Source organism: Collinsella sp. CLA-ER-H9, assembly GCF_040092295.1.
Lineage (GTDB): Bacteria > Actinomycetota > Coriobacteriia > Coriobacteriales > Coriobacteriaceae > Collinsella.
On record NZ_JBBNLV010000007.1, the window covers coordinates 1 to 26325 of the forward strand.

23 protein-coding genes and 1 tRNA gene are annotated in these 26325 nt (G+C 57.5%); 16 read left to right on the forward strand and 8 right to left on the reverse strand.

The genetic code is table 11. The annotated features are described in order from the left end of the window. Nucleotides 1-320: 320 nt before the first annotated feature. The 3 genes from eno (at nucleotide 321) to AAAX73_RS05660 (ending at nucleotide 3589) form a co-directional block, all read left to right on the forward strand. The gene (gene eno / locus AAAX73_RS05650) at nucleotides 321-1610 is read left to right on the forward strand and encodes a phosphopyruvate hydratase (protein WP_117769943.1); all 1290 of its coding nucleotides are present in this window, start codon (nucleotides 321-323) and stop codon (nucleotides 1608-1610) included. A gap of 195 nt (nucleotides 1611-1805) precedes the next feature. Further along, the gene (locus AAAX73_RS05655) at nucleotides 1806-2567 is read left to right on the forward strand and encodes a hypothetical protein (RefSeq protein WP_349125318.1); all 762 of its coding nucleotides are present in this window, start codon (nucleotides 1806-1808) and stop codon (nucleotides 2565-2567) included. A 20-nt stretch (nucleotides 2568-2587) separates the two neighbouring features. Next, on the forward strand, nucleotides 2588-3589 hold the full coding sequence (locus AAAX73_RS05660; protein WP_349125319.1) for a hypothetical protein: 1002 nt from the start codon (nucleotides 2588-2590) through the stop codon (nucleotides 3587-3589). A gap of 346 nt (nucleotides 3590-3935) precedes the next feature. Here the strand turns inward: AAAX73_RS05660 and AAAX73_RS05665 are convergent. Both AAAX73_RS05665 and AAAX73_RS05670 read right to left on the reverse strand, forming a co-directional pair. After that, nucleotides 3936-4020 (reverse strand) — tRNA-Leu (locus AAAX73_RS05665). A 31-nt stretch (nucleotides 4021-4051) separates the two neighbouring features. Then, nucleotides 4052-4675 carry a hypothetical protein gene (locus tag AAAX73_RS05670; RefSeq protein ID WP_349125320.1) on the reverse strand — a complete coding sequence of 208 codons (624 nt, stop codon included), beginning with the start codon at nucleotides 4673-4675 and terminating at the stop codon, nucleotides 4052-4054. 163 nt (nucleotides 4676-4838) lie between these two features. On the opposite strand from AAAX73_RS05670, the gene AAAX73_RS05675 reads away from it, so the two are divergent. Both AAAX73_RS05675 and AAAX73_RS05680 read left to right on the forward strand, forming a co-directional pair. After that, nucleotides 4839-5126 (forward strand): PTS sugar transporter subunit IIB, encoded by a 288-nt coding sequence (locus tag AAAX73_RS05675; protein ID WP_148332642.1) that lies wholly within the window; start codon nucleotides 4839-4841, stop codon nucleotides 5124-5126. Nucleotides 5127-5137: 11 nt separating this feature from the next. Further along, nucleotides 5138-5512: a VOC family protein gene (locus tag AAAX73_RS05680; RefSeq protein WP_349125321.1), complete on the forward strand. Its 375-nt coding sequence runs from the start codon at nucleotides 5138-5140 to the stop codon at nucleotides 5510-5512. Between the two features lie 295 nt (nucleotides 5513-5807). On the opposite strand, the gene AAAX73_RS05685 is transcribed toward AAAX73_RS05680, so the two are convergent. Genes AAAX73_RS05685 through AAAX73_RS05695 form a run of 3 tightly spaced genes read right to left on the reverse strand, consistent with a single transcriptional unit; the run spans nucleotide 5808 to nucleotide 8433 of the window. After that, complete coding sequence (locus tag AAAX73_RS05685) at nucleotides 5808-7103, reverse strand: ATP-binding protein (protein ID WP_349125323.1); 1296 nt, start codon at nucleotides 7101-7103, stop codon at nucleotides 5808-5810. Continuing rightward, complete coding sequence (locus AAAX73_RS05690; RefSeq protein WP_349125324.1) at nucleotides 7087-7872, reverse strand: response regulator transcription factor; 786 nt, start codon at nucleotides 7870-7872, stop codon at nucleotides 7087-7089. Before AAAX73_RS05690 ends, AAAX73_RS05685 begins: the two co-directional genes overlap by 17 nt. Before the next feature lie 18 nt (nucleotides 7873-7890). After that, nucleotides 7891-8433 carry a DUF4342 domain-containing protein gene (locus AAAX73_RS05695; protein ID WP_349125325.1) on the reverse strand — a complete coding sequence of 181 codons (543 nt, stop codon included), beginning with the start codon at nucleotides 8431-8433 and terminating at the stop codon, nucleotides 7891-7893. Between the two features lie 556 nt (nucleotides 8434-8989). Here AAAX73_RS05695 and AAAX73_RS05700 point away from each other — a divergent pair. Further along, complete coding sequence (locus AAAX73_RS05700) at nucleotides 8990-9613, forward strand: type IV toxin-antitoxin system AbiEi family antitoxin domain-containing protein (protein ID WP_118081594.1); 624 nt, start codon at nucleotides 8990-8992, stop codon at nucleotides 9611-9613. A 15-nt stretch (nucleotides 9614-9628) separates the two neighbouring features. Further along, nucleotides 9629-10519, forward strand: a complete 891-nt coding sequence (locus tag AAAX73_RS05705; RefSeq protein WP_118081476.1) for a nucleotidyl transferase AbiEii/AbiGii toxin family protein — start codon at nucleotides 9629-9631, stop codon at nucleotides 10517-10519. A 73-nt stretch (nucleotides 10520-10592) separates the two neighbouring features. Here the strand turns inward: AAAX73_RS05705 and AAAX73_RS05710 are convergent, their stop codons facing one another. Next, nucleotides 10593-12026: a hypothetical protein gene (locus tag AAAX73_RS05710; protein ID WP_118081478.1), complete on the reverse strand. Its 1434-nt coding sequence runs from the start codon at nucleotides 12024-12026 to the stop codon at nucleotides 10593-10595. Between the two features lie 289 nt (nucleotides 12027-12315). Between AAAX73_RS05710 and AAAX73_RS05715 the strand changes: the two genes are divergently transcribed. The 5 genes from AAAX73_RS05715 (at nucleotide 12316) to AAAX73_RS05735 (ending at nucleotide 16891) form a co-directional block, all read left to right on the forward strand. Further along, entirely contained in the window at nucleotides 12316-13233 is a 918-nt protein-coding gene (locus AAAX73_RS05715; protein ID WP_349125326.1) for a hypothetical protein, read from the forward strand. Between the two features lie 37 nt (nucleotides 13234-13270). Further along, nucleotides 13271-14755, forward strand: coding sequence for a VirD4-like conjugal transfer protein, CD1115 family (locus AAAX73_RS05720; RefSeq protein ID WP_118081482.1), 1485 nt, complete (start codon nucleotides 13271-13273; stop codon nucleotides 14753-14755). Nucleotides 14756-14870: 115 nt separating this feature from the next. Then, entirely contained in the window at nucleotides 14871-15473 is a 603-nt protein-coding gene (locus AAAX73_RS05725) for an ATP-dependent Clp protease proteolytic subunit (RefSeq protein WP_118081484.1), read from the forward strand. Nucleotides 15474-15547: 74 nt separating this feature from the next. Further along, nucleotides 15548-16366 (forward strand): hypothetical protein, encoded by an 819-nt coding sequence (locus AAAX73_RS05730; RefSeq protein WP_349125327.1) that lies wholly within the window; start codon nucleotides 15548-15550, stop codon nucleotides 16364-16366. Nucleotides 16367-16453: 87 nt separating this feature from the next. Continuing rightward, nucleotides 16454-16891 carry a hypothetical protein gene (locus AAAX73_RS05735; RefSeq protein ID WP_117862606.1) on the forward strand — a complete coding sequence of 146 codons (438 nt, stop codon included), beginning with the start codon at nucleotides 16454-16456 and terminating at the stop codon, nucleotides 16889-16891. A gap of 361 nt (nucleotides 16892-17252) precedes the next feature. Here the strand turns inward: AAAX73_RS05735 and AAAX73_RS05740 are convergent, their stop codons facing one another. Continuing rightward, the gene (locus AAAX73_RS05740; protein WP_197036746.1) at nucleotides 17253-18833 is read right to left on the reverse strand and encodes an SIR2 family protein; all 1581 of its coding nucleotides are present in this window, start codon (nucleotides 18831-18833) and stop codon (nucleotides 17253-17255) included. Between the two features lie 39 nt (nucleotides 18834-18872). Continuing rightward, nucleotides 18873-19199, reverse strand: a complete 327-nt coding sequence (locus tag AAAX73_RS05745; RefSeq protein ID WP_147350671.1) for a hypothetical protein — start codon at nucleotides 19197-19199, stop codon at nucleotides 18873-18875. A 979-nt stretch (nucleotides 19200-20178) separates the two neighbouring features. Here AAAX73_RS05745 and AAAX73_RS05750 point away from each other — a divergent pair. The 4 genes from AAAX73_RS05750 to AAAX73_RS05765 are packed head-to-tail and all read left to right on the forward strand — an operon-like array spanning nucleotide 20179 to nucleotide 26289. Continuing rightward, nucleotides 20179-21102 (forward strand): DNA cytosine methyltransferase, encoded by a 924-nt coding sequence (locus AAAX73_RS05750; RefSeq protein WP_231505017.1) that lies wholly within the window; start codon nucleotides 20179-20181, stop codon nucleotides 21100-21102. Then, complete coding sequence (locus AAAX73_RS05755; RefSeq protein ID WP_117862603.1) at nucleotides 21089-21976, forward strand: DNA cytosine methyltransferase; 888 nt, start codon at nucleotides 21089-21091, stop codon at nucleotides 21974-21976. Before AAAX73_RS05750 ends, AAAX73_RS05755 begins: the two co-directional genes overlap by 14 nt. A 14-nt stretch (nucleotides 21977-21990) precedes the next feature. Next, entirely contained in the window at nucleotides 21991-23850 is a 1860-nt protein-coding gene (locus tag AAAX73_RS05760; RefSeq protein WP_147350672.1) for a hypothetical protein, read from the forward strand. Between the two features lie 3 nt (nucleotides 23851-23853). After that, nucleotides 23854-26289, forward strand: a complete 2436-nt coding sequence (locus AAAX73_RS05765; protein ID WP_118081494.1) for a DUF2357 domain-containing protein — start codon at nucleotides 23854-23856, stop codon at nucleotides 26287-26289. Nucleotides 26290-26325: the final 36 nt, after the last annotated feature.

Here is a 26325-nt window from a genome sequence, read left to right on the forward strand (position 1 = left end):
GGGCAGGGGCAGACGGCCATCCGGAGGCGCCCGATCGGCGGCCCCTCGGGGCTTGCCCGTATCGTAGGCAATGCGCCGAATGCTCGCCATCGAAATTTATCGGTGGCCCACTTCAGACTGTAATGGGGCGACCTCTAGAGATGAATGCTCGGTGCAAAAACAAGCGCCCCAAAGAATGATTTCTCCAATTCATATGTATCCCTCGGCTAACTTAGGGCATAATGCAAAAAGTGCGACATGGCTAACTTACGGAGGCGCACCAATGGTGCACAGTCGGCCAGTCGCTTGCATCAACCGTTTCCAAGTGAGAGGGAGACAACATGAGTGACATTTTGGATGTCTACGGTCGCGAGGTGCTCGACAGCCGCGGCAACCCCACCGTAGAGGTCGAGGTCGTGCTCGAGGACGGCAGCTTCGGTCGCGCGATGGTGCCTTCGGGCGCTTCGACCGGCGCCTTTGAGGCATGCGAGTTGCGCGACGGCGACAAGGGTCGCTACCTGGGCAAGGGCGTCTCGCAGGCCGTCGAGCACGTCAACAACGAGTGCGCCGATGCCGTCGTGGGCCTCGATGCCTTCGACCAGCGCGCCGTCGATGCCGCACTGATTGCCGCCGACGGTACGCCCAACAAAACCAAGCTCGGCGCCAACGCCATCCTGGGCGTGTCGCTGGCCGTTGCCCGCGCCGCTGCCGAGTCGGCGGGCCTGTCGCTGTACCAGTACCTGGGCGGCGTCAACGCCCACCTGCTGCCCACGCCCATGATGAACATCCTCAACGGCGGCGTGCATGCCGACAACAACGTTGACTTCCAGGAGTTCATGATCATGCCCGTGGGTGCTCCGAGCTTTGCCGAGGGCCTGCGCTGGTGCGCCGAGGTCTACCACACCCTCAAGGGCGTGTTGCACGAGGCCGGCCTGGGCGGCGGCGTGGGCGACGAGGGCGGCTTCGCGCCCAATCTCAAGACCAACGCCGAGCCGTTCGAGTACATTACCAAGGCCGTGGAGAAGGCTGGCTTTAAGCCCGGCGTCGACTTCATGTACGCCATGGATCCGGCATCGACCGAGTTCTACAACGCCGAGACCGGCATGTACGAGCTCAAGGGCGAGGGCGTTGAGTACACGAGCGCCCAGATGGTCGATTACTGGGAGAAGCTTGTCGACACCTATCCCATCATCTCCATCGAGGATGGTATGGCAGAGGAGGACTGGGACGGCTGGGTCGAGCTCACCCGCCGCATTGGCAACAAGGTGCAGCTCGTAGGCGACGACCTGTTCGTCACCAACACCGAGCGCCTTAAGAAGGGTATCGAGCTGGGCGCCGCCAACGCGATTCTGGTCAAGGTCAACCAGATCGGCACGCTCACCGAGTCGCTCGAGGCTATCGAGACCGCCAAGGAGGCCGGCTACGCTTGCATCGTGAGCCACCGTTCCGGCGAGACCGAGGACTCCACGATCGCCGACCTGGTCGTGGGTGTTAACGCCGGCCAGATCAAGTCGGGCGCCCCGTGCCGCAGCGACCGTATTGCCAAGTACAACCAGCTCATCCGCATCGAGGACGAGCTCGAGGGCAGCGCGCGCTACGCCGGTAAGGCCGCGTTCTACAACATTCGCTAAACGGGCGAATTTGGCGAGGGGGAGGCTGACTCGGTTCCTCCCCGTCTTGGCTGGATGCCGCAAAGAACTATGGGCGCTGGGCCATACGGCTCAGCGCCTTTTTTATGTCGAGCAAAGGCTGGCGAAGGCGGTGCGGGCGCTCGTGCTATAACTAAAGGACTTAGCGCAAACAAACCTCAACCGCACAAGGCGCACATGGATCAGATTTACGACAACAGGTATTATTCCGCCGGTTCGCGCGAGCCGTCGCCTCGTCGTGCGCGTACCGCACAGCTTGGCGGGTCTGGTTATGCTGGTGCTGATCGCTCCAGGTATAGCTCGCCGGCGACTTCGCATCCCAATGCTCAGCCAAATAGTTCCTCGGATAGTCCGGTGCGCCCATCGCGTTCCAAGCATGCGTCGCGCCCTTCGACCCAGGCGTCCGACAAGCCGCGCCGTCCCTCAAGCCGTCTTTCCGGCTCGGACTTCATGCACTACGCCAACGACAATGCGGTGGTCAAGGCGATCTACGACTTTACCCACGGTCCTCAGCGAGGGCTGTTTATTGGCATTGTCGTCGTCCTGGTGCTCGTGAGCCTGTACTTTCCCGTGCGCGACCTCTACGTTGCCAAACGCTCGAACGATATCTTGGCCAAGCAGGTCGAGATTCGCCAGCAGTACAACGACGAGCTGCAGAAAAGCGTCGACAAGCTGCTCTCGGAGGAGGGTATCAAGGACGCGGCATCCGAGGACTTGGGCCTGGTGATGCCCGGCGAGAAGAGAATTGAAGTGCAGGGCCTGGACGACGATTCGGATTCGTCTTCGAGCAAGAAGTCGTCGAACGCCAAGAAGGCCAGCGAAGTTGCCAAGGAAATCGAAGACGTCGGTAAGGACGCGCCGTGGTACATCCAGGCGCTCGACATGCTGTTTGGGTTTAACGGTGTCGAGGGCCAGACGGTCGTGTCCAACGGCAAATAGCGCCCGGAGGGGAGCCTGCAATGGCAGATTGCAAACGCTATAAGGTAGCCGCGATCGACCTGGGAACAGTGTCGTCGCGACTGGTGTTAGCGCAGGTCGAGGCCGGGGCGATCGTGGAATCGTCCAAGCATACCGAGATCACCGACTTGGGCGAGGGCGTGGACGCGACGGGCCGCTTTTGCGAGGCGGCCGTCGAGCGTGTGCTCGCCGCGTGTCGCATGTTTGTGGACGAGGCGCATGCCTTTGGGGCCGTGTGCATCTGCACCACGTGCACGAGTGCCGCGCGCGATGCGTCCAATGCCGCCCTGCTGCTGGACGGCCTGCGCGAGCTGGGGCTCGAACCGCAGGTGATTCCGGGCGAGGTCGAGGCACGCCTGACGTTTTTTGGCGTGGCGCACGACTTTGCCGGCGAGCGCATTATTGTTGCCGATTCGGGTGGCGGATCCACGGAGCTCGCGACGGGCGTCTATGCGCCGGAGCGTGGCGTCTTTGCGCTAGAAGGGACGCGCTCGCTGGACATTGGCTGCCGCCGTGTGACGGAGCGGTTTTTCTCGGCGCTGCCGCCTGCGGACGGCGAGCTTGCTGCCGCTGCCGCATGGGCAAACGAGCAGTTTGCGGGCTACTTTGAGAGTCTGCCTGTCGACTTTGAGCGCGCCGAACGCTTGGTCGCAGTGGGCGGCACGGTGACTACGCTGGTGGCTCTGGTCCACGAGCTGGAGCCGTATGATTCGAGCTTCGTGCACCTGCGCGAGCTTTCGCTGGAGCAGGTCTCGGCCGCTATCGAGCGCATGTCCACGCTGGACGCGGACAGCATCGCCGCGCTACCGGGTGTGCAGCCCAAACGCGCGGGCGTGATCTTGGCTGGCGCCGTGGTAATCCGCGAGCTCATGCGAGCCGGCGGCTACGACACGCTCACCGTAAGCGAGAACAGCCTGCTTGCCGGCATGGCCGCCACCATCAACGAGGTTCTCGACGGCGCGACCCCCACCATCGCCTGGGTCCCCAGCCTGAGCGCTCTTTAACCGTCTTCCTCTGAGTTGCGGTGAAATAGTTCCTAAATAAGCTGATAAACGGTATAAACAGGATCTATTCCACCGCAGCTTAGAGTCCCACCGGCATCTAAAAGAAACAAGCCCGCATCCCTTGGGGACACGGGCTCGAAAGCTCCATATGGTAGGGGCGGTGGGACGTCCGCGTATTTGCTGCGCAAATCCGCACCGGCTTCGGCCGCCTGCCGGCACCCTCGTCGGCTCGCTGCGGACGCTGCGCGTCCGCCTGGTGCTCGCCCCCTCGCGGGTTCGAGTCCCGCCGGCGTCCAAAAGAAACGAGCCCGCATCCCAACGGGACACGGGCTCGTAAGCAATCACATGGTAGGGGCGGTGGGACTCGAACCCACAATCCTTGCGGCGAGAGATTTTAAGTCTCCTGCGTATGCCAATTCCGCCACGCCCCCGTGAGACTAGAAGTCTAGCACAAGCCGTCCGTTACGCGTTGACGGCCATTGAGTGCCGGCCTGACTTTTCCAAGTACTCGGCAAACTTGGCTTCGTCGCCCTTGTTCTTGTACTGCAGGGCCAGCAGGTATTCCAGGCGGCAGCTCTTGACCTTGTCGTCACCGGCCTCCTTGAGCATGCGCTCCAGCTCGGGAATGTCGTTGTGGCGCTTGAGGATCATCGTGTCGTACATCAGTTGGCATTCGTGTGCGACTGCCTCGGCCTGGCCGCCCTCAAAGCCTTTGATCTCGTGCAGCAGCTCCTTGGACTTTTTGCGGTCCTCCTGGCCAACGTAGTAGTTAAAGGCCTTAATCACCAGGTCGACGCGCTGCATTTTGGGCAGGTTGAGCCCCAGCAGCAAATCGAACATCTCGTCGGCACGCTTGTGGTCCTCGCGCAGCAGATAGGAGTTCAGGCGCAGGTAGTCGCGGTTATAGCGCGGGTACAGCATGCTGGTGAGTTTGCCATCGAGCAAACGATCGAACTCGTCCCACTGCTTCGTAGCCATAAGCTGCTGCAGGCGCTTAAACGTGGTGCGTTTTTTGACGCTAAAGAATACCGACACGGCGATGCAAATAATGACGACGGCGGTCCAGAGGGTGCGGGAATCGGGCATATTGGGGTCCTTAGTCGCTCATAAAGCGAGCGGTATGACAACACGTACTAGATGTATTATACGCAGCGCGCAAGCAAACTGGCATAAAAGCTCATCGAGGCCGAGTGCCATCGCTCGCTGCGGTACACTTACCTAAAGTAAACCATGAAGGGAGACATTACCTATGAAGAAGATTGTTTTGGCTTGCGGTGCTGGCGCTGCTACTTCCACGCTCGTTGCCCAGAAGGTCGCCACCATGCTCGACGCCAACGGTTACGCCGACAAGTACGAGATCGTGCAGTGCGCCATCTCCGAGGCCAAGGACGTTTGCGACGAGGGCGCCGACCTGCTGATCGCCACCACCGTTGCCCCCGAGGGCCTCACCTGCCCGTACGTGAGCGGCGTGCCCTTCATGACCGGCATGAACCGCGTCGCTGCCGAGAAGGCCGTCCTCGACGTTATGGCTCAGTAGGCGCTGACTGTATGAGTGAGCAGAACGCCAACCCGGTCGAGCTCTTTGGCATGCGCGTCGCTCACGTGGGCATCAACGCCACCGACCCGGTCGATGCCCTGGAGATCGCGGAGCTGTTCTCGACGACGATGGGTCTGCCCGTTATCGAGACCCCGGTTTCGTACTTTAACGATTCGCTGGTCGAGGTCATGAAGCAGAATGGTCGTGGCACCAAGGGCCACATCGGCTTTGCCGTCAACGACATTGATACGGCCGAGAAGTGGTTTGCCGAGCGCGGGCTCGAGGTCAACGAGGAGTCGCGCGCGCTGCTGCCCGACGGTAGCACCAAGCTCGTGTACTTTAAGCGCGAGTTCGCCGGCTTTGCCGTGCACCTGTGCCGCGAGTAGCGTACAAGCTGCTATAGCTAGCAAAAAGGGATAGGGCCGCATGGCCTTATCCCTTTATTTATGCCGAGGGGTTGACTTTTGCAACGGTCAAAAAACCGAAGTCTAATACTTTTCCGAGAAGTGAACGAGACAAATCGGATCCCCGAAGCATTGACACTTTAAGGGCGTCGTTTCCTGCGGTTTCGATACTAGAATCCTGCGATTTTGCCGACGAAAAATGTGGATGCTTCAGGGGTCCAAAAACAGACGTTCACTTCGCGGAAAAGTATTAGACCTCGATTCACGAGGGGGCTTCCTACTGCGGCAGGCGAATCGTAAAGCGGCTGCCGGCCCCTTCGACCGAGGTCACACCGATGACGCCGCCGTGGCTGTCGACGATCCACTTGGCGATAGCGAGCCCCAGGCCCGAACCCTGTGCGCCGGCATCGCGCGCGTTGTCGGCGCGGTAGAACCGCTCGAACGCGTGAGCTGCGGATTCCTGGTTCATGCCGATGCCCTCGTCTTCAACGGCTATGTCGACCGCGCCCGTGCCCGCTTCGGGTGTTATGCCAAATGTGACGGTCGTTCCCGCGTCCGAATACTTAGCGGCGTTTTGCACGATCACGCGCAGAGCCTGCTTCACGAGCGCGACATCGACGGACGCGTCGCAGCGCGGGTCGCTGGCAAACGCAGCGTCAAAAGCCAGCCGATATGTGTGCCCGGCATCAATCATCTGCGATTCCTCGCACACCTCGCCGACCAGTGCAGCCAGGTTGGTATTCACGCGCCGCAGCACGGTGCGGCCGGCATCTCCGCGTGCCAAAAACAGCAGTTGTTCCACGAGCTCCTGCATGTGCTCGCTTTCGGCCTTGAGCGAGGCGATGGACTCTGCCAGCACGGCCGGGTCGTCTTTGCCCCAGCGGTCGAGCATGTTTACGTAGCCCTGAATTACCGCGATGGGCGTGCGCAGCTCGTGACTCGCATCGTTGACAAAGCGCATCTGCTGCAGCTTGGCCTCTTGCATCTGGCGCAGCAGGCGGTTGAGCGCGACCTCGATGCTCGCCAGGTCGGCGTCGCCAGTGGTGACGCTCGGCGAATCGACGCTTGCTCGCTCGATGGCCTGCTCCAGCGTTTCCATCTTGCCGCCGGAGAGCTGCATGCGGCCGAGCTCGTCCACGCGCAAAGCCAGGTCGTTGAGCGGCGCCATGGTGCGGCGCACGCGCCTCGCGCCGCCGAGCATGTTGAGCACGCTGATGACCTGCCAACCCACAACGACAAGGTAGAGAGGCCATAGCGTGACGAGGTCCTGCGCGAGGGGGAAGGTCTTGCTGGTGCGCGCAAGCTCGACGGTGTAGGTGAGCGTTGTCAGGTCCCAGCCGCGCGCGGGCGTCAGCGACATGCCGTGAACGGTGGCGCCGGGAATCCAGCCTGCGGTAAACGCGCTGTCGGGCAGCGTCTGGTTGTATCCATAGACGAGGATCGCCGCCGCAATCACCACCAGCAACAGATCGAGCCAGACGTAGCTCACCAAGCGGCGCCACATGTAGCTCCAGTTGATGGCGCGGGCGATGGAGGTGACGCGCTTGGTCTCGGCGTTACGCGCGACAGACATAGCCCACCCCGCGCACAGTTTGGATGATGCGGGCACCGCCGGCGTCTTCGATCTTGGCGCGCAGGTGCGCGATGTGTACGTCGACGTTGTTGGTGTCTCCTACGTATTCGTAGCCCAGTGCCTCGTGCGCGATGCGCTCGCGCGTGAGCACGGTGCCGGCATGTGCCATAAGCAGGGCGAGGACGTCGAACTCGCGGGCCGTGAGCGCGATGGGCGAGCCGCCGACCGTGACTTCGCGGCGGTCGGGGTCGAGCGCAACCGAGCCCACGGTGAGCGTGGCAGGGGAGGGTGAAGCGGAGGCCTGGGTCGAGTTGCTGGCCGGGGGAATCGCAACGGCGCTCTCGCCCGCGCCGCCCGCCATACCCGCCCTGACGCCGGCGCCGCCAACGCCCGAAGCCGTCCGCACGGCCTCCGAGCGCTTCAGCGCCACACGGATCCGTGCGAACAACTCCTCAATCGCAAACGGCTTGGTCAGGTAATCGTCAGCGCCGGCATCGAGCCCGGCCACCTTGTCCATCACAGCATCGCGCGCGGTGACCATGATCACCGGCACGTCCTTGTGCTTGCGGACACGCCGCAGGACCTCCATGCCGTTGAGCTGCGGCAACAGCACATCGAGCAGAATCAGATCGTAGTCGCGCTCCAGCGCCAGGTCAACGGCGGTGCGGCCATCGGCGGCGTGCTCCACCTGGTAGCCCTCGTGCTCCAGTTCGAGCGTCACAAAGCGGGCGATTTTCTCCTCGTCCTCTACGATAAGGATCCGTGCCATGCGTGCCCCCGTCTGCGATTACTTGTCGTCGTTCAGATTTTGCTTGATGCCGTCCGCGGCATCGGCGGCGTGATCCATCAGGTTGTTGATGCTGCCGGGCACGTCGCCGTCGCTGTCGATACGGTAGCGCATGCCAAAGAACAGACCAATCAGCATCAGCCATATCGTGGCGCCCCAGGCAAACAGGGCGACGATGGGAATCAGGATGGGGATGTTGAGGATGATCGCATCGCGGCGCGTGGCGATAAACTTGGTGTCCAGGCTCAGGCGGAAGAGCTTTTTGAGGTACTCCCACACGCTGTCCATCTTCTTGGAGAAGTCGGTCTTTTCGCTCGACTTTTCGTAGGCGGCCTGTGCGGCGACCATCTCGGCCGAGGGCTCATCGGCCGGCGCGGACTCGGTGGCGGCGTGCGCCGACGTGGTCTGGGTCTTGCCCTGCGACTCGAGCCAAATGATGGCGTCCAGAACGTTGCCGTCGGCGGCGTCGAGCGCGGCCTTGGCATCGGTATAGCTCACGTTGCACTTGGTGCGGATGGTTTCAACTTTTTCGAGGTCGTCCATGACCTGTCCTTTCGTTCGATGGGCGCGACGCCGGGCTATCTGCCCGGGCGCGAGCGTTGCGTTCGGCGGCCTGCGTTGCGCGGTGCCGCCCCGCCCTTGGTCGAACTCTATAGTGCAGGTTATAGATTAAGCGATTCTTGAGCCAAGATTAATAGTGGATGAGTTTTTGGGTGGCGCGGAGGCGGGCGGGGGCAGAAAAGGCAGGTTTTGCGTGGCGTGAAGGAGGTGCAGTCTGATCTTTGGGACGGCTGACAGCGAGGTCTAATACTTTTCCGAGAAGTGAATGAGTGAAAACGGACCCCCGAAGCATCGACACTTTTCGGGTGCCGTTTCCTGCGGCTTTGATGCCAGAATCCTGCGTTTATGCCGTTGAAAAATGCGGATGCTCCAGGGGTCCAAAAACAGACGTTCACTTCGCGGAAAAGTATTAGACCTCGATAGCAGGGGATGGTGGGCCGATGACAAAGTGGTGGCAGAAAAGGGGTACGCAAAGCACGCCGGTCATAGGGAATCAAAATCACGTTGCAAAAGCATGAGAATATCCTACAATTGCAACATGAAGTACTTTAGCAACATAACGGCGATAAGCGAGCTTTCCGAGAGTGAGGGCGTGTTCACCACAGCCCAGGCGGCTCGTATGGACATCTCTCGAGATGCGCTGGCACACTCATGCCGCGTGGGGCGTCTTGAACGGATATGCCACGGCGCCTACCGGATGTCGGGCACGCAGCGCCGAGACACTGACGAGCTCAACGCTTTTTGGAAACTCACCAATCCCTCCCTTTGCGCGTGGGAGAGAAAACGCCAGTGGGATGGCATCGCCGTGAGCGGTACGACAGCGGCGAACCTACAGCAAATGGGCGATTTCTATCTGTCCCCCTACAGGATGACCGCGCCCATGCGCATCAATACGAGAAACGAATCCCTTTCTTTTGCAAAGCGCGAGATCGCTGAGCAGGACATCGTCTGGCTCGACGGCCTGCCGGTAACTAAACCCGAGCGCACGCTTGTTGATCTTTGCCTCGATTGCGAGGACCCCTCATTAATTATCGATGCCTATAACGACGCGCTTGGGCGAGGGCTCGAGATACAGCGGCTGAAAGATCTTGTAGAGGAGAACTCTAAAACCGCCAAACGACGCGAGTTGATGATGCCCTTGTTGACGGCGCTGAACGAGTAATGAAAAACGGAGGACATGGTGAAGTACAAAACACCTGCCGCACTGGAGATGGCTGTTAGGGATGCCGCAAGAGAATCGCCGATGGATACTAATCGGGCGATCGTCGGTTTCTACTTTCATCGCTTCCTATGTCGCGTTTTTTCAGAAGATGACGGCCGCTTTGTACTCAAGGGTGGCCAAAGCGTCCTGGCGCGAACACTCGATGCGCGTGTCACAAGAGATATTGACTTGGTTGCTCAAGAGGAGAGCCTCGAAGAGGCTGTTGCCGATCTGGCGCGGGCGGCTTCGATTGATCTGGAGGATTTCGTTTCGTTTGTCTTTGATCGTGCAGAGCAGATCAAAAAAGAAGATGAGTATCGGTGTGGTGCGAAGGTGTGGTTCACCCCCTTTATGGGAACCAAGAAGCTGCAGCCAATTTCAATTGACTTGGTAATTGATGAAGTGCGGGGACTTGAGCCTGAGGTTCTTGCGCCGATCGATCGTTTGAATATTGAGGGGCTCCCAGTCTGCGACTATCGAGTATGCCGAGTGGAGAGTGCCCTTGCAGATAAATTGCTCGCAATGGTAGAGATGCATGAGGGCCGTGCCTCTTCGCGAATCAAGGATATAGTCGACATCTTGGTGTACGCGAAAACTTGCTTCGTCGATGGGACTACGCTTGTCGAGAGGGTCGAGAAAGAAGCATCTGCCCGCAAGGTGGCAATGCCGGAAGAGTTCGTGGCGCCTCTCTGGTGGAAACAAAATGGTTCTGCGCAGTACATAAAGATGGCGAGGCAGGCGGGGGTACTTGATCTCGCGGGGAACATTGCTGGGGCAGAAGGGGTCGTCAATCGGTTGTATACACCGTGCTTTAATCATTCGGCGAATGTGCGCAAATGGAATCCTCAGACCACGGGATGGGAATAGGCTAGATAGTTAAGCCGGCGGCAGGATTAGTTCCTGCCGCCGGCTTAAGACGTTTCTACTGCCTATGTATGCGCTACTCACAGGCCTGGTCGACCACCTGAGTAACGGCCTTCTTTGCGGCTTCGAGGTTGCGCTGGGCTTGGGCGACAGCGGCCTCGGCTTGTTTCTTGGCCCTTACGACCTCGGCAAAGCGATTGATGGATTCGCTATACTCGCGCGTACGCGGGTCGAGTGCTGGTGGGACTTCGATCTCGAACAGATCGGTAGGGCGGATGGCGTGGCTGTACTGATTGTCGGACAATACCTGCAAAACTATGGACCCATGGCCGTCGGTGAGGTACGCCGCGACCATCTCTGCATACACCATGCGCTCCTCGTCGGTCATCGTTGGAATCGCCGGGCGAATGGCGGTGGTGTTGTGCGAGGCAACTAGATGCTGCTTTGCATCATCGATGCCGACCACAAGTAGGTTCGACGCGCCGTAACGACCGAGTATGCGCGGCATGACGATATCGCCGCAACGAAGCTCGTAACGAGCCAACACGTCTGGACTTACCTTTACAGGTTCGGAATCCAGCTCCGACGCGCCTTCCGCAACATCCTTGGGCAGCAAATAGCCGTTGCGGAAATCCTGAGATGAAATGCGGCGCACCTCGACAGCGTCGATGTCATCCGAGGTGGTGCTGTCTCGGGGCATAAACGGCACCACGCGCATAAAGCTGTCGCCGAGCGTTGCGCTGTAGTTTTGAGCTACGGAGATCAGGCCAACCCTGCCTTTGGAGAGCGCGGCGTGGTGTTGGAGTAGCTTGCGCGTTTCGAGCTCGACGGTTTCAATGGAAACCGTTTTGCGTGAGTCGCACTCGATGCCGCTCCAGTCAGGGGAGAAAGCCAAGGGAAGATTGGGGTAGCGAGCCCCGTCGGCAAACCGAAGGCGTGGCATGGGCGTGGCGGCATTGCGGAATGAAACGCTGCGATTTCCCGTCGACAATACAATAAGTGCGTACATGCCGTGCATCGGAGATTCGGCGAGCGGGTGATATAGGACGCTTTCGACGAGCCCCTCGCGCAACAGAATCGCGCGTGCCTGCTCGGCGTTGTCCAAAGACTCGAACGGCAGCAGTACGGCGGCTCGAGTACGACCGGAGAGGGCTAGTGCATACAGGCACCAGAGATAGGCCTCCCAATCGCAGAAGCCCAGGTAGCCAGGCTCCAGATCATTAATGAGCGCCTCACATGCGCTGTTGATTTCGCGAAAACGTTTGCGAACGCAAGCTGTGGCATCGATAAACACCGGCGCCGCGTTGTCATTGCCCGTGTTCTGCTTGCCGGGCTCAAGTTCGCAAATATTAGGTACGCCGTTGCCGTTCAGCCTGAAGCATTCACGAAGCGCCTCGCAGCCGATGGCGCCAGGTAGGCGAACGGTGAGTAGGCGGCTGCCTTGTTCTAGGTTAAGCGCGCGCGAGAGGGCGGCGGCGGTGAGACGTGGCAATGATGTTGTTTCACGCATGTATAGAGCCCTTTCTTCTTGGTGGGCTATATAATAGCAGAAAAATTTAAAAATTTCTAATGACGAGAACAGCCTACTGTGCTATCCTCGAAGCAATCCAAAACCAACTCAATACCAACTGCTTGATGCAATCGCTACACAGCCTTTAGGCAAACCGCGCTATCAAGCAGGGTGATTTCACTAACGAAGCTGCAGGTTAGGTCGATTGTCATCATCCATACCTCAGAGCATTCTAAAACTTAGAACAGACTTACACCAAACACCCGAAACCGGATAGAAAGAAACATTCATGAAGAAACGGGACAACATCTACGAGGCATTCCTCAGTGCGATCGACGAGGATCTCCGCGACATGTGCGAAATGAACGGAAAGGTAGAACGGTCTCTTCCGTGTCCGTACTGCGGCGAGAAGAACGTCGAGCGCCTGGCCAAATCGCTCGTTGGCGTGCTGGAAGAGCGCTCGCCCGATATTCCCGGGCTGGTGCCCGAGCAGTATCGAGCCGATGTACACGAGGCCCGCGAACTTTTGACTGCCGCGACACTCGCTTTGCTGCCACTGTATTTTCCCCCGCGCGATAGCCGCATAGGCAGTGTAGCGACTGTGGTGAGTATGTTTAGGCACGGGCGTACTGCGGGCTTTAAATCGGCTGGTGTTCTCTTGTTCGAGGAAGTTGCGACAGGGATGAAGTACAGCACCAAGCAGGGTGCCTATATCCCGTCCTCCTTCGTGCGCCATACCGATGGCAGAAAGCCATGCGACCGGCTGCACCGCGATGGATCGCGTGGCTTTACGGCGGATGAAGATGATGCCGTCATGTTTTATAAGCGCTACCTCAAGGTGCAGCGACGCGTGTTCGATACGAGTCCGCGTTTCAACTTTGAGTTATGCGTCAAACGCCCGTTTGAGGCACTTTTGGACGAACGACACACTTTTTATTACATGGAGGAAAAGATGGAAATCGATTTGACCAACAAAGTACACGGACTCGAAAATCGCTATCTCCTCAATATCAAGCATCATAAAGATTACGACCTGCTTGACAAGCTGATGATCCATGCACTGCTTGCGTACCTGGGCGACACAACGGTCTCAACTGCTGCTCGCGAGAGTTATCTGGCGCAGGCCGAGCGCCTGATCGGTCACGCGACCAAGTCGCCGCACTCGGCACAGCTCAATGAGGACGACGGCGACGATCGCATTGCTTAACAACCACTAACGCCACGGACAAGAAAGGGGTCACGCCATGCCAGTCATCAAGATGTACGGCTACGAGGCCGCGCAGCAAACGGAGTATCAGACCAAGAAGTGGGCGACTAAGGAGGAGATGCGGGCGCTGTCGTCCGGCGATGAGCAGCGCGACGTGATCCTGGCGCAGGGTGCCACGGTGGCGTTCTACGAGGACGACAAGCATTGGGAGACGAGTGTGTCCAACAATGTTTTTGCCTTTGGAGGTACCGGCAGCGGCAAAACGGCGAGTTTCATTTTGCCCAACCTGCTCAATCACCACGAATGCTGTTATGTGGTCACAGACACCAAGGGTGAGCTGCTGCGCCGTACGGGGAAAGGCTTTGAAGAGGACGGCTACGAGGTAACGGTTCTCGATACTGTTAATCCCGAGCAGTCGGCCGGATACGACCCTCTGCGTTACGTGATGGATGTCGAGGATATCCCCACCACAGTGGCGGCAATCATGGAGGGGGTCGATCCTGACGGCCGTAGCCTTAGGTATGATCCGTTCTGGAATAACGCGAGCGACCTGCTGCTTCGAGCGATTGTTGGAATCCTGTTCCTCCTGGAGACCCTTGCCGGCACCCTTACGCCGGGTGAGGACCCCAATGCCCCGCGCCGCTACCTTAAGATGAACAACGTCTTTAAACTGGCTGCGCTCATCAAGGTTACGGGAGATGGTGAGGGGCGATTCCCGTTGGACTACCTTGTAGAAGAGGTGGAGTCCAGGGAGTTTCTCGATAAGTTTGGTGCGGAGAACGCTGATCTGTATGGCGTTGAGCAGTATCGCGATTTTCGAGGTGCGGCAGATAGGACGCTTAAGAGTATTCTGATCACGCTCAATGCAACTATCTCGCGGCTTAAGACGCCTCAGCTCATGCGCGTTTTTGAGAATGACGAGATGCGTCTTGATCGTATTGACGAGGGCAAGCGCATGATCGATCTTAAGGTGAGCGACAACGATTCGGCTAATGCATGGCTTGCGAACGTTGCCCTTAAGCAGCTGTTTAACCTTGCCCAGCGCCGTGCCGATGCCAGCCCCAGCGGCCATTTGCAGCGTCGCGTGCAGTTTGTGCTCGATGAGTTTCCCAATGTGGGCCGCATCCCCGATTTTGAGCGCAGCATTGCGACTGTGCGCAGTCGCGGCATTAGCTTTTTGATGTGTGCGCAATCGCTGAGCCAGCTCGATGTCGTGTACGGCAAATCCACGGCGCTTACCATCCTCGATAACTGCGATAGTTTGGTCTATATGGGCGGCGGCAGCAACATCGCGACGCAGAACTACATAAGCGAACTGTGTGGCGAGTCGGTTTTGGGCACCAAGTACGTGGGCGCCGAGCGCACTGCCGTAGATGTGCGCGGTTGCGTGATGACCCCAGGCGAGGTTGGGCTTATGCCCCGCACCGATTGCCTGGTCAAGGTGACCGGCATGCGTCCCTTCCGCGCCAAGAAGTACTTTTGCGCCGATCATCCCAATGCTGCCAAGTGGCTGAGGGATTAGCCCTTGCAGCTTTGTGTACCCCATCTTGCATGTTTTGTCGCACGGCTTCCGTTAGTCGTAAGCCGTGCGGTCCAGTTTTTGCCTCCTTACCGATTCCGTTTAGAAGGGAATTGCCATGCCCGTTATGTATCGTGAGCCCAGCATCATAAAGAAGTCCAAGGACGGCCGTGTTGCCGCTGTCGATATGGCAAGCGAACTGCTCAACAGCCGTGTGCTGCTGCTGGAGGGCGAGGTCAACGATGCGACCTGCAACGGCCTTATTAAGTCCATGCTGGTGCTGGAGCATCAAAGTGCGACCGAGCCCATCACCCTCATCATCAACAGCCCGGGCGGCAGCGTCACGGCGGGGCTGGCGCTCATCGACACCATGCAGTCGCTCGATTGCCCCGTGATCACGGTGGGCGAGGGCGTCGTGGCCTCGATGGCCGCGGTGATCTTGGCCTGCGGCGACCACCGTCAGGTGTACCGCCACACGCAGGTGCTCATCCACCAACTGATGGGCGGCATGGGCATGGCGCAGCAGACCGATATCGAGATCGTGGCCCAGCATACAGCGGCCATGCGCGCCGAGCTGGACGAGCTGCTGGCCGAGCATGGCAACCTGAGCGCCCAGGAGTTCCACGAGCTCACCGAGCGCGACTGCTGGTGCAACGCCAGGCGCGCTCTGGAGCTGGGCCTGGTGGACGAGGTGATTGCGCCCAGCAAGAAGGCGCTCTAGCGGGGCGCATGCCTTACAAGTACGTTGTGCAGGGCGAACAAGTGCGTAAATTCACAGCCAGAAAGAGGTTGAACATGAACAGGATTTGGGACGTCGATGGCATTGAGTGGGAAGACCTGCCCACCGTGAGCGACCTGCTGTGCGCTGCGGACACAAAGATCCTGGCGCGTGAGGTTGCCCTTCGATACGGCGGCAAGCCGGACGGCCGCGGCCGTGGCGATAGCGAACGCAGCCTAAAGCGCGCCCGCCGCAAGGTCAAAAAGCTGCGGAAGATAGATCCCGAGCCCAGCGACAAGATCATCCTGTTGCCCAAGCATGTCATCAATCGTCGCGATGCGGGCCACGGTTTTGGCTATTACGACGTGGAGCCGTGCATCTTTATGCGCGACGGCGTGCAAAGGCTGGGGGAGGACGCACTCGCCAATGTGCTTCCGTGGGAATTGATCCTGATGGATGATGAGTCCGCGAGCGAAATGCTGGGCTTTCGCGTATGGCTCGAAGGCGAGTGGGATCTATGCGAACGTTATCGCTTTTTGGCCGTGGGGTGTGTTCGCATGCTGAACAACATCCGGGCGCAAAAGGAGCTGCGCAAGTTCCTCGAGCAGGGCGATGCGGCCTGCGATATGGACGAGGACGATGTAGTTGAGGACATTCGCCGCGACGTGCTGTATCCCGAGGAAGTAATTAACGCCAAACTCGGCGGCTATTGGGACGCGAGTTTGGGACTCAACCTGCCCTGGAAGGACGAGCATCGGCAGACTTGCACGCGGATTGACAGGGCTATCGATGACCTGTTTGCCGAGGAAACGAAGCGCTGCGCTGCGGAGCTTGGGAAGAAGCTCGAGCGCGGGTATGAGGAGCGCGGGGAGTTACTGAACGGGATGTCCTTGTGAACGGTTGCCGACGGTCCGATAAAAATCTGTCCGGACGAAATGATAGAACGATAGCGTAAATAGCATCTGCACTTTAAGGAGTTAACAATGGGAATCGCCTATAAGGAACTGTTTCGTGTAAACCGTCCTATCTGTGGGCCTGGACCAGGAGGTTTCTTCATTAAAAGATTCAAGGAAGGCGGCTACAGTGAGGCTGAATTGCTCGATTTAATTTCGGGAGTGGACTTTTCTCTTGGTGAAGTGGATGAGGACATTAGCCTGAAAAAGAAATGCGAAATAGTCGAACAGGCGGTGAGTGGGGTGCATTATACGAGTTGGGCCCCCAGCGTGATCAGCATGATCATCTCACTTACGGTCGGAGGGTGTCTGTCTGCATGGGCGGGCAACAATTCAATCGCTGCCGGGGTTTTCGTGACGCCATGCCTGATTGCCTTGGGAATATATGCATGGTTTCGTTTATGCTTTGAGCGAAATCAAACGGTACTGTTGGGTGCGCTGAACCACATAAAGACACTTCAGCCGTAGTTGCATGAAATCGCCGATCGCCTGCCGTGGGCCCTCGGGACCGCCCTCGCGGCGCCCTTCCCGCTCTTTCCGGACATGGCGTCCTCCGATCTCCCGGGGCCGGCCGACCCGGCCCTCAGGGTATCGGATTCCCAAATTCATCCGTACATGTACGGATGAATTTGGGAGGTGTTCGGATGAAGTTGATATTCAAGGGGTGCGGCAGTTGGCAGGAATCTCAAGCGCCCAACCGCCAATCTCCACATTTCTTTGCTAAACTAGCTTTGCGCGGGAAACCGTGCATAGTTCGGGAGCATGTCCCCCAACTGGATCTAGGTTCGGATGCCGTTGCCCGGACTATTGGTGAAGGTTGGGGGACTTCCTACTTTCCATAGCGCAAGAAGTCGTAGATGCGGACGCACTTCCGATAATGCGAATCTTTCAACAGAGCCCTCTTCTTGGCAGGGTCGTTTCCCACGTCAGCCAGTGCCCGCTTCAGCAACGCTTCCAAGTCGTCGACGTCCATCTCTTCCTCTGAAAGGCACGGGATGAACGCGAACGGGCTCTTTGGCGCGCATGCATTCGCAAGGCCCTTTATGCTCAGCGACCCTTCGAATCTGCGACGAGTCGCAGGCATCGATTTGCGGAACGTTTCGCTTCGATAGCTATCAATCGAGGTGAGCGTTGGGAGATAAGTCGCTATGTCCTTACCGACCTCTCCACCGAGTCCGCGCGTGTACTTGAAGACAGGCATGTTGTTGGGCCGTTGGCGCACGTACATGTTGAGGTAGTTCTCGACGATGAACTTTGGGTCATAGCGAAGGTTATCGAGCACGATGTCCTCGAAGATATCTTCAGGTGAAATCGGCTTTCCGATGCTACTTGGTGACACCGACAGGCCGATGACGATCTTCTGGTCCGGGTCAAGGTCGTTGAGGACATTGTCTATCCCTGAGACGATGATGTCGGAACTCGGGTCGATATGCTCCGCAAGCCTGAACACGCTGCCCCTCAACTCGCGGATAAATCGCGTGCTATACATTTTCCGGAAGCTGCGCATCGCATCGTAGATCGACTCGAAGTCATCCGTGGTGATCTTCGTCATCGAAAGCGTACGGCCACCGAAACTCATAGCAATCTCGCCAACAGAGGTGTCGGTTGCGTGCTGAACGAAGATGAGCCGCTTGCCCAGCCGTTTGAGCTTGTCATCTGGTAGGCATTCGCAGATGTCACCCAGTATCGACCTGATGTTCTCGTCTTGAATCGAATAACCGAGGAAGATGACGGGATACTCGACGAAGAGGGTGAGCAGCTTCGCCGAGAGATACTTCCTCTTCTGCGCGAACTCCGCATAGTCAGCGCTGGTCAGGACGATGCTTCCCGCCCTCGAGACTGAGCCATGGATCTTGTATATCTCCTGAGAGAAAGCCTGGTCAGAGAACAGGAGGTCGCTTTCTCCGACGTAGGTCGTGAAACCAGGGAATAGGGTCTCACACATACAGTCATAATTCGTGGTGATGATGCCGGCAACTTTTTCCCTGCCCGCCTTCGCCAGCTTCTCAGTTTCGGCGCTCTCGACGAGACGAGCTCTCGCGATCTTATCTGCGACGTAGATCTTCATGGGCGAAGCGTCCCCGGTAAGCTCGTCACTGTGATCTTCGCGGAAGGCAGCGAATTCATCCGATGCAAAGAGCTCGTGGTTTACTTCGCTTTCCATGAGCGTGGCAACGTACGGCAGTTCGGACTCGACCTCGCCGTTCTGGACAGCAATCTTCGCCTGGCTCTTGAAGCGCGCGAAGGCATATGGGTCGTCAAGCACCTCGGCGCAGATATCCGAAAGCAGCCCCTCCCATCCCGGCGTGCCGCAGTAACGACGGGAGAGGCCAGAGCCGATGAAGAGAAACGGATAACGCCCGGCATCATCAACAGCTTTGTGGATTATCGATTTGATTCTCTCGTCCATAATCTTTCCTCCTGTACCAATCGACATGCTCGTGAAATGTTATCCCACCAACTTCGGCGAGTGCGGGCTGAAAGCATCGTTGCCGTTCTGCCCGTCGACCAATCCGCACGCGAGACTCAGCGGCACAACTGCAGCGTTCTCGACCTCCACGCTAAGCACGTAGTGGAAGTCCGCCCCCTGGCTCCCACGATTCCGCTCGTAACCAATGGCGGCCAGCCGGTCGGCTAGTTCGTCTCTCGAAACCAGCTCGTTAGCCTTCACCTTGCAAAGCATGGGTTCAAGTTCGTAAGTGTTTGTCTCGCTGATTGCGTTCCTGTAGAAGCGGAAATGGGTCGTACGAAAGAGATCTTTATGATGGGAGTACACGTGCCCGTCCTTAATGGCGTAGAAGTAGAAAAGGAACTCACCGCCCTCGTTTAGCCTGCCGCTACTTTCAAGGAAGCGGTAAATTTGTGGCGCTACAACGGAGAGCCGATTACGCTTCCGAAGCGATTTGCCCCACGAGCTGAGTTTATTGAATACCACAACGATATGATATTTAAAGGGTAATTGGACTATCTCCCGACCAAACGAGGATTCGGATTGGCTTGCTGAAATGTGGCAGTGCCCTGTTCTAAGCAACGTATTTGCGATAGAGTCGCGCGGGAACGGTGCTCGGGGCCGTTGCACCAGTAGCAAATTACTTATATCGAGCGATGTGATGCTGCGATTTCGGAAATGCTTGCCTGGTTGTGGCGCCGACTTCGAAAAGCTGGTTTTTATTTCCATTACAGCTGAAACAGGCCGTCAAAATTCATGGAAGATCTTTTCGATAGTAATGGATGAACTGAGGAGGTTTGTCTGGAGGGTGGATCGAGGTTCAAGATTGTTGCGCTCTGAAACGTTTCAGCTGAGGTCGGAGAGCGATCGCATGAGTCGATTTATATTTCGGCAGCGTTGCATCCATAGAAGAGAGAGGGATGCGTATTCGTTTGGCAGCGAGGGCGTGAGTGGGCGGGAACTTCGTGGCGTACAGCAATAAGGCTATACCTAAAAGCCTTTGTGTTGAACGGGTTTTCGCGGGAGCGGAGGGTGCGTGCCGCGAGGGACGGTCCGCGGCACGACCGACCCGGCGCGGCATCCGGAGCGGACGCGGATGCGGCGCGGACGGCCTCTGACGGGCGAGCATGCGACAGTGGTTGCCCTGCTGGGCGGCAATAAGCTCGAATCGAGCACGAGCGATTCTTGTCCGGGCGAAGCGTTACAACTGGATTTGTTCTGTTGCCGACTGATCTTGAAGCATGTTGGAAGAAACGAAATTATAATTATTTATTTGTCTGTATCTATCGAAATGGAGACCGAGCGCGTGGAAAACGAGAGGAACATAACGGCAGTTGACCTTTTCGCCGGCTGCGGCGGAATGTCCCTCGGCTTCGAAAAGGCTGGCGTCAATGTTGTGGCTGCCTACGACAATTGGGACGCTGCCATTGATGTCTATCGCGCTAACTTCCAGCATCCTGTTTTCAAAAGGGATCTCTCCGACGTTTCCGTATCCGAGGAAGTTGCCGGCTTCGCTCCGGATATCATCATCGGCGGGCCTCCTTGTCAGGATTTCTCGCAGGCCGGCAAGAGATCCGAGGATGGTGGGCGCGCAATCCTCTCTGTTAGATATGCCGAGATCATCGCGAGGTGCAAGCCTCGCTTCATCGTTATGGAGAACGTCCCACGCGTTCGAACGAGCAAATCCATGGAAGCGATTCGGGCCACCCTCAAAGCGCAGGGTTATGGCTTGAGTGGGCGAGTGATGGATGCAAGCCTGTGCGGGGTCCCCCAAGCTCGCAAGAGATACTTCTTGATCGGATGCCTTGGGGCGCCCGACGGGTTCCTCGACCCATATCTTGAGAAGGGCCTTTCTGACCATCAGATGACAATTCGTGAGTATCTCGGTAACGAGCTTGGAATTGATTACTACTTCAGAATTCCGCGAAGCTACACGAGGCGGGCCATCTTCAGCATCGACGAGCCCTCGGTCACTATTCGTGGTGTGGACAGGCCGATACCGCCGAACTACAAGCTTCACCCCAACGACGCGGCGGACCTCAGTCAAGCCCGGTGCTTGACTCCAAAGGAACGCAGTAGGATCCAGACTTTCCCGGAGTCTTTCAAGTTCTTTGGGAGTAAGACGGATATCAACCAGATGGTGGGCAACGCCGTACCGGTAAACCTTGCCACCTACGTTGCACGAGCGCTACTAGAGTACAGGAGGGATGTGAGCGATGGACTGCGTTGATCTTTTCTCGGGATGCGGCGGTATGTCGCTCGGATTCCAGAATGCGGGCTTCAACATAAAGGCGGCGTTTGATAACTGGCAGGCGGCTGTCGACATCTATTCGGCAAACTTCGACCACCCGGCATTCAAATACGATCTTTACGATGCGGAAGCGGTCCCGAAAATTGAAGAGTATTCGCCGTCGATGATAATCGGTGGCCCCCCTTGCCAGGACTTCTCCATTGCGGGCGCCAGACAGCGCGGCAAAAGGGCCAATCTCACCATCCGATATGCTGAGATAGTTCGGGACGTCAGACCCGAGTGGTTCGTCATGGAGAATGTTTACAATATCGAGCGGATGGACGTCCTGCCCGAGGCGCTGGAAATATTCCGCAATGCTGGATACGGTCTCACGAGGCGCGTCCTCAACGCCAGTCTATGTGGTGTGCCTCAGATTCGCAGGCGCTTTATCCTTGTCGGTCATCTTGGTGATAAAGATGACTTTCTCGGCGAACTCTTGGATTCAAGGCTGAGCGACAAGCAGATGACCGTCAGGGATTACCTTGGCGATTCGCTCGGCACGCAATACTTCTACATGCATCCACGCAACTTCCAGCGTAGGGGCGTCTTCACGATTGACGAGCCAGCGGTAACGGTACGAGGCACCAACCGTCCGATACCGCCAGCATATAAGAGGCATCATGCCGACAAGGCTGATATTTCTGAAGGTGTGAGAGCCTTAACATACAAGGAGCGCAGCTATCTGCAAACCTTCCCCGAAGAGTTTGAGTTTGTCGGGTCCAAGACAGACATTGAGCAGGCGATTGGCAATGCCGTGCCAGTTAAGCTTGCTGAGTACGTTGCTAGATGCATAGCTGACTATGCAGCAGATTAATTGTGGTGGTTGCCATGTCCTTTGTCGATGAATGGAATTTGAGCTATCCCATTCCGAATTCTATATATAGCGAGAATACGCTATCCGTTCGCGGGAGAACAGTTGGACAAGGTGGTGCTGGACAGTACGAACTCAAAGGTTCAGGCTCTCTTGCAAACGGGGATACGCTGACTGCAGTTGACATTATCGGACACGCAATCATCTTGGAAGTAGTCGTACCCTCTACTGGGCAAGTTGTCTCCCTTGGCACGCGTTATCCCGTTGCAAAAAAAGGCGGAAAAGTACGTGTGCAAATACAAGGAGACGGGGCAAAGCGTCCAAATGTCGGCAACTTGTTTGCCGCACTGCTGTTGTTGCCAGTGACGGGCAAAGTAAACGATTCATCGCCGTTGCAAGAGGACGGTTTTGCGGAAAGGACATTCTGGATGGATGCAGCCGAAGTAAAGCCTGTGGGCGTCTCCGAAGATGCATATATCTTGGAGCTAACGAAACTCTTCTTCGCCACTGGAAGCAGATACAAAGACGGGCAGTTTTCGGGTGCGATAGATTACGACTACAAGTCGAGAATTGACGATCTTATTGCCCTTTGCAATCGCGGATGCAAGATGAGGGCTGGTAGCCTGACCACGGCATTCAAGTATTTCGCTGACGTTTACGCAGGGAAACTTGAGTTTGATTACAGCGTGGCTGAGTTCATGCGAAACCTCATAGCGAGCCAATTGATTGCCGAAGAGGGCATCGACTACGAACAAGGCGATGACGTGCTGCCCGCAATGCATCAACTAATCGACCTTGCTGCAAAGAATTCATCGAAAGCATCAAGCAGAGAGAAGAGGACTTTTCAGCTAAACAACCTTCCAGCTGAATTTAAAACCGACTTCTCCAGGCGCTACATCACGTCACTACTGGCAAAGCCCTTTGTCATCCTTGCTGGCAACAGCGGAACAGGCAAGACGCGGATTTCCAAGCGTTTTGCAAAGTACCTTGAGGTCTTGGATGAAGACGGGGAGCCAAACTGGTTGCTCGTCCCGGTCGGTGCCGACTGGACCGACAACACCAAGGTGCTGGGCTTCTTCAACCCGATTGCAGACGGCGGCAAAGGCGCGTACGAAGAGACCGGCATACTGAGACTCATCGAACGGGCCAACGCTAACCCCGAGGTTCCGTATTTCCTCATCCTCGACGAGATGAACCTGAGCCATGTCGAGCGGTATTTCTCAGACTTCCTCAGCCACATGGAGACCATCGGCGAGGATAACCTCATCGTGCTTGATGGGTACGGCGATGGCGGTGCTGACAGGCTGCCCTATCCGCAGAACCTGTTCGTTGTCGGCACCGTGAACATCGATGAGACCACTTACATGTTTAGCCCCAAGGTGCTCGACAGGGCAAACGTCATAGAGTTCAAGCCGTCGAAGGCCGAAGTCCTCGCAGGGTTCAAAGCCATCGAGGATGCGCCGGACGTTGCCGTCGCAGCTTCCGGCGTCCCCCAGGCTTTTCTGCGTCTCGCCAAGGACATATGGGAGGGAGCCAATTACATCAGCGAAGATGATGCTAACGCCATCTTCGAGAAGTTCGGCAAGCTGTATGAAGAGCTGGAGAAATGCGGCTATGAGTTTGCCTTCCGCACCGTGCGCGAAGTGCGAATGTACGTTAATGCCGCGCACGAGCTTGACGGCGAGAACTACGAACTCGAGCGTTCTGTCGATGAGCAGATTGTCCAGAAGGTGCTGCCGAAGCTCCATGGTAACAAACGTGAGATCGGCAATCTGCTTAAAAGCCTGAAAGACATATGCGATGGCGAGCTGAGCTCCGTTAAGATAAGCCAGATGGCAGCGAAACTCGATAACGTGCAGTATGCGAGCTTCATCTAGCCTATGGACGGCAGCATCGGCGCAATCCGCTTTGCAGCGGATGGAAGAACAATAGCCAGGCTCTACCAGAGCGGTGCGCATGACCGAGTCGATTGGGACGAGGAACAGCAGACCGGGCTAACCGGGCTGACGTGTTTCGGTCTCAAGCCGGAAGCATCCCAGAATGGCGCTGGTTCAACACCAGCCTTCGCCGTCAAGGACGGTCTTGACGGGAGTCCCACGCTTCGAATCAACGAAACCACATGTTATGTGCTCGAATACGAGCGGACCCCTGATGGTGGCCTGCATCCTCGCGCCTCGTTCCAAAACGAAGGCAAGAATATCAGGTGCGACAGAAACGGCAATAGTGTCACCTTCCAGTTCGTGAACTATCTCGGGCGTTCGAGGATTCGATTCGGCGAGGAAGCTGATGCGCCGATGCTACAGTTCGAAGTCGTCCCGCTCAAGATTGGCTATGAAGACGATTACATCGAGCTCACCGAGGAGCTTGCCGCAAGGTGCGCTGCGCTGCTCCTTGACTACTCGGGCTCCACGTCGAACGTTTACAAGCAAGCCGACGAGAATCGCGAGACGCTGCTTGAGCAGTTCGTCTTCCTGCGGCAGTTCTGCTACGAACCGAACCTCCAAGCCCTCTTCGAGGCGATAAAGAGGAACCCTGATAGGACGCTGGATCACGAGGACGAGCTGCGGTCGGTTGGGGCTGGCATGCCGTCCCGGAGGTTTTATACGAACCCCTTCTCGAACAGCCGGATGTGGACGCGCTTGAACTGCGGCGGCGATGCGGGAGGCGTCTACCTCCCCCAGATGGTCAGCGTCACGCGCAAGTACGACCTGCTCGACACGCCCGCCAATCGGTTTGTGAAATTTGCCCTGCATGAGATTGACCGGATCTGCACCTCTCTGATGACTGTCCTGGATGCCGAGAAGGGCGATACTCGGCAGACGGAGTGTTATCGCGAAGCCGCCGCGCTGCACGCCATGCTGGATACGATACTCAGCGACGCCTTCTTCGACGATGTCGGCACCCTGCAGATGATGCCTCAGAACAACCAGGTGTTGCAGAAGCGCGAGGGATACTCGCAGATCTTCTTCGCATATTCCATGCTCGATATGGCGCTGCAGCTCGACTGGAAGGGCAAGGATGACATCTACGAGGGCGAATCGAAGAATGTGGCCCTCCTCTACGAGTACTGGATCTTCTTTGAGCTGTACGACATCGTAAGGGGGATCGAGGGGTGCGAGCCGATAAGCACCGATGACCACCCATTTATCGGGACGAATCCCGACGGTGGGCTGTCAATATCCCTCAAGCAGGGCGTACGCTCCTGCCAGTCATTCCAGATTGCGCAGTGCGGCGCGAAGGTAAACCTCTACTACAACCGCACCTTCTCGCCCCGTGACTTTCATGCCACTCGTTACGAGGGTTCGTACTCGAGACCGTTCAGACCCGACTACACGCTCGCGATATTCCCGGATGCTTATACAAACGAGCGAGCCGCAGTGCAAGATGGAGCTGTTGCATTCGTCCACTTCGACGCCAAGTACCGCATCACCGACTTGACGGGGCTTGTCGGCAAGGATGTGGGCACCGAGGAGGCAGAGCGCGAGGAACTTAACGAGGAGAAGGCGGCCTCCACCACGAACACCTACAAGCGCGGTGACCTGCTGAAGATGCACACGTACAACGACGCGATACGGCGCACGGTTGGCAGCTACGTGCTTTATCCGGGGTCGGGCGAAACGGGCGAGAAGGGCCAATTCCGGCTCTTCGAGGAGATTTTGCCGGGTGTCGGCGCTTTCGCCATGAAGCCGAGCATCAGCAGGACGGCAGAGAATGCGTTGCGCGATTTCATAGAGAAGGTCATCGGCGAGAACACGGCAAGCAATACGCGGCTGAACCGGCTGAGCTACTTCACCGAAATGGTTGTGGCTGAGCCTCCAAGCGCGGGCAAGACGGATAGCGACTCCTACGGGCATGGTGGCGAATCGTTCGTGATTGGCTACATTCGAGGGGACTCTCCCGATGACTACTATCACTTTCTCGAAAGCAGCGGCAGGCTCCGCAAGGGCGGGCGCTTTCTCTTCTACTTCTATGCCATTAAGGACGGGCATGTCTACTCGCACCATAAGGATCTCTTCCGCACGTCGTGGTTCCGCTTCTATCGGAACGCCATAAGCCAGACGAACACCTACGAGATCGAGCCTGTGGCGTGTCGCATAACCTCGAATGAGCTGGTTTCGAGGGACGAGCTGGCCGACCGCCTGGCCGACCTTGGCTACGTGCGGGATCGTGGGAATCAGGGTGCCGACTTCTACTATGTCCTGTCCGTGCGGGTGGAAGATGACGCGGCAGAACCCTTAAGCCTGGGGCGCAGGGCGGTGGATGAACAGAACGGCAACGATGCGTTCAGCCCCCACTCGCCAAAGATTGTTGGGTGATCATCTGGTCATTTTCAGAGTAGCGGTAACACCTAC

Bases quoted from the DNA above. Each gene is read 5' to 3' on its own strand.
- eno (WP_117769943.1), top strand. From the start codon at position 321: ATGAGTGACATTTTGGATGTCTACGGTCGCGAGGTGCTCGACAGCCGC.
- AAAX73_RS05655 (WP_349125318.1), top strand. From the start codon at position 1,806: ATGGATCAGATTTACGACAACAGGTATTATTCCGCCGGTTCGCGCGAG.
- AAAX73_RS05660 (WP_349125319.1), top strand. From the start codon at position 2,588: ATGGCAGATTGCAAACGCTATAAGGTAGCCGCGATCGACCTGGGAACA.
- AAAX73_RS05670 (WP_349125320.1), bottom strand. From the start codon at position 4,675: ATGCCCGATTCCCGCACCCTCTGGACCGCCGTCGTCATTATTTGCATC.
- AAAX73_RS05675 (WP_148332642.1), top strand. From the start codon at position 4,839: ATGAAGAAGATTGTTTTGGCTTGCGGTGCTGGCGCTGCTACTTCCACG.
- AAAX73_RS05680 (WP_349125321.1), top strand. From the start codon at position 5,138: ATGAGTGAGCAGAACGCCAACCCGGTCGAGCTCTTTGGCATGCGCGTC.
- AAAX73_RS05685 (WP_349125323.1), bottom strand. From the start codon at position 7,103: ATGTCTGTCGCGCGTAACGCCGAGACCAAGCGCGTCACCTCCATCGCC.
- AAAX73_RS05690 (WP_349125324.1), bottom strand. From the start codon at position 7,872: ATGGCACGGATCCTTATCGTAGAGGACGAGGAGAAAATCGCCCGCTTT.
- AAAX73_RS05695 (WP_349125325.1), bottom strand. From the start codon at position 8,433: ATGGACGACCTCGAAAAAGTTGAAACCATCCGCACCAAGTGCAACGTG.
- AAAX73_RS05700 (WP_118081594.1), top strand. From the start codon at position 8,990: ATGAAGTACTTTAGCAACATAACGGCGATAAGCGAGCTTTCCGAGAGT.
- AAAX73_RS05705 (WP_118081476.1), top strand. From the start codon at position 9,629: ATGGTGAAGTACAAAACACCTGCCGCACTGGAGATGGCTGTTAGGGAT.
- AAAX73_RS05710 (WP_118081478.1), bottom strand. From the start codon at position 12,026: ATGCGTGAAACAACATCATTGCCACGTCTCACCGCCGCCGCCCTCTCG.
- AAAX73_RS05715 (WP_349125326.1), top strand. From the start codon at position 12,316: ATGAAGAAACGGGACAACATCTACGAGGCATTCCTCAGTGCGATCGAC.
- AAAX73_RS05720 (WP_118081482.1), top strand. From the start codon at position 13,271: ATGCCAGTCATCAAGATGTACGGCTACGAGGCCGCGCAGCAAACGGAG.
- AAAX73_RS05725 (WP_118081484.1), top strand. From the start codon at position 14,871: ATGCCCGTTATGTATCGTGAGCCCAGCATCATAAAGAAGTCCAAGGAC.
- AAAX73_RS05730 (WP_349125327.1), top strand. From the start codon at position 15,548: ATGAACAGGATTTGGGACGTCGATGGCATTGAGTGGGAAGACCTGCCC.
- AAAX73_RS05735 (WP_117862606.1), top strand. From the start codon at position 16,454: ATGGGAATCGCCTATAAGGAACTGTTTCGTGTAAACCGTCCTATCTGT.
- AAAX73_RS05740 (WP_197036746.1), bottom strand. From the start codon at position 18,833: ATGGACGAGAGAATCAAATCGATAATCCACAAAGCTGTTGATGATGCC.
- AAAX73_RS05755 (WP_117862603.1), top strand. From the start codon at position 21,089: ATGGACTGCGTTGATCTTTTCTCGGGATGCGGCGGTATGTCGCTCGGA.
- AAAX73_RS05760 (WP_147350672.1), top strand. From the start codon at position 21,991: ATGTCCTTTGTCGATGAATGGAATTTGAGCTATCCCATTCCGAATTCT.
- AAAX73_RS05765 (WP_118081494.1), top strand. From the start codon at position 23,854: ATGGACGGCAGCATCGGCGCAATCCGCTTTGCAGCGGATGGAAGAACA.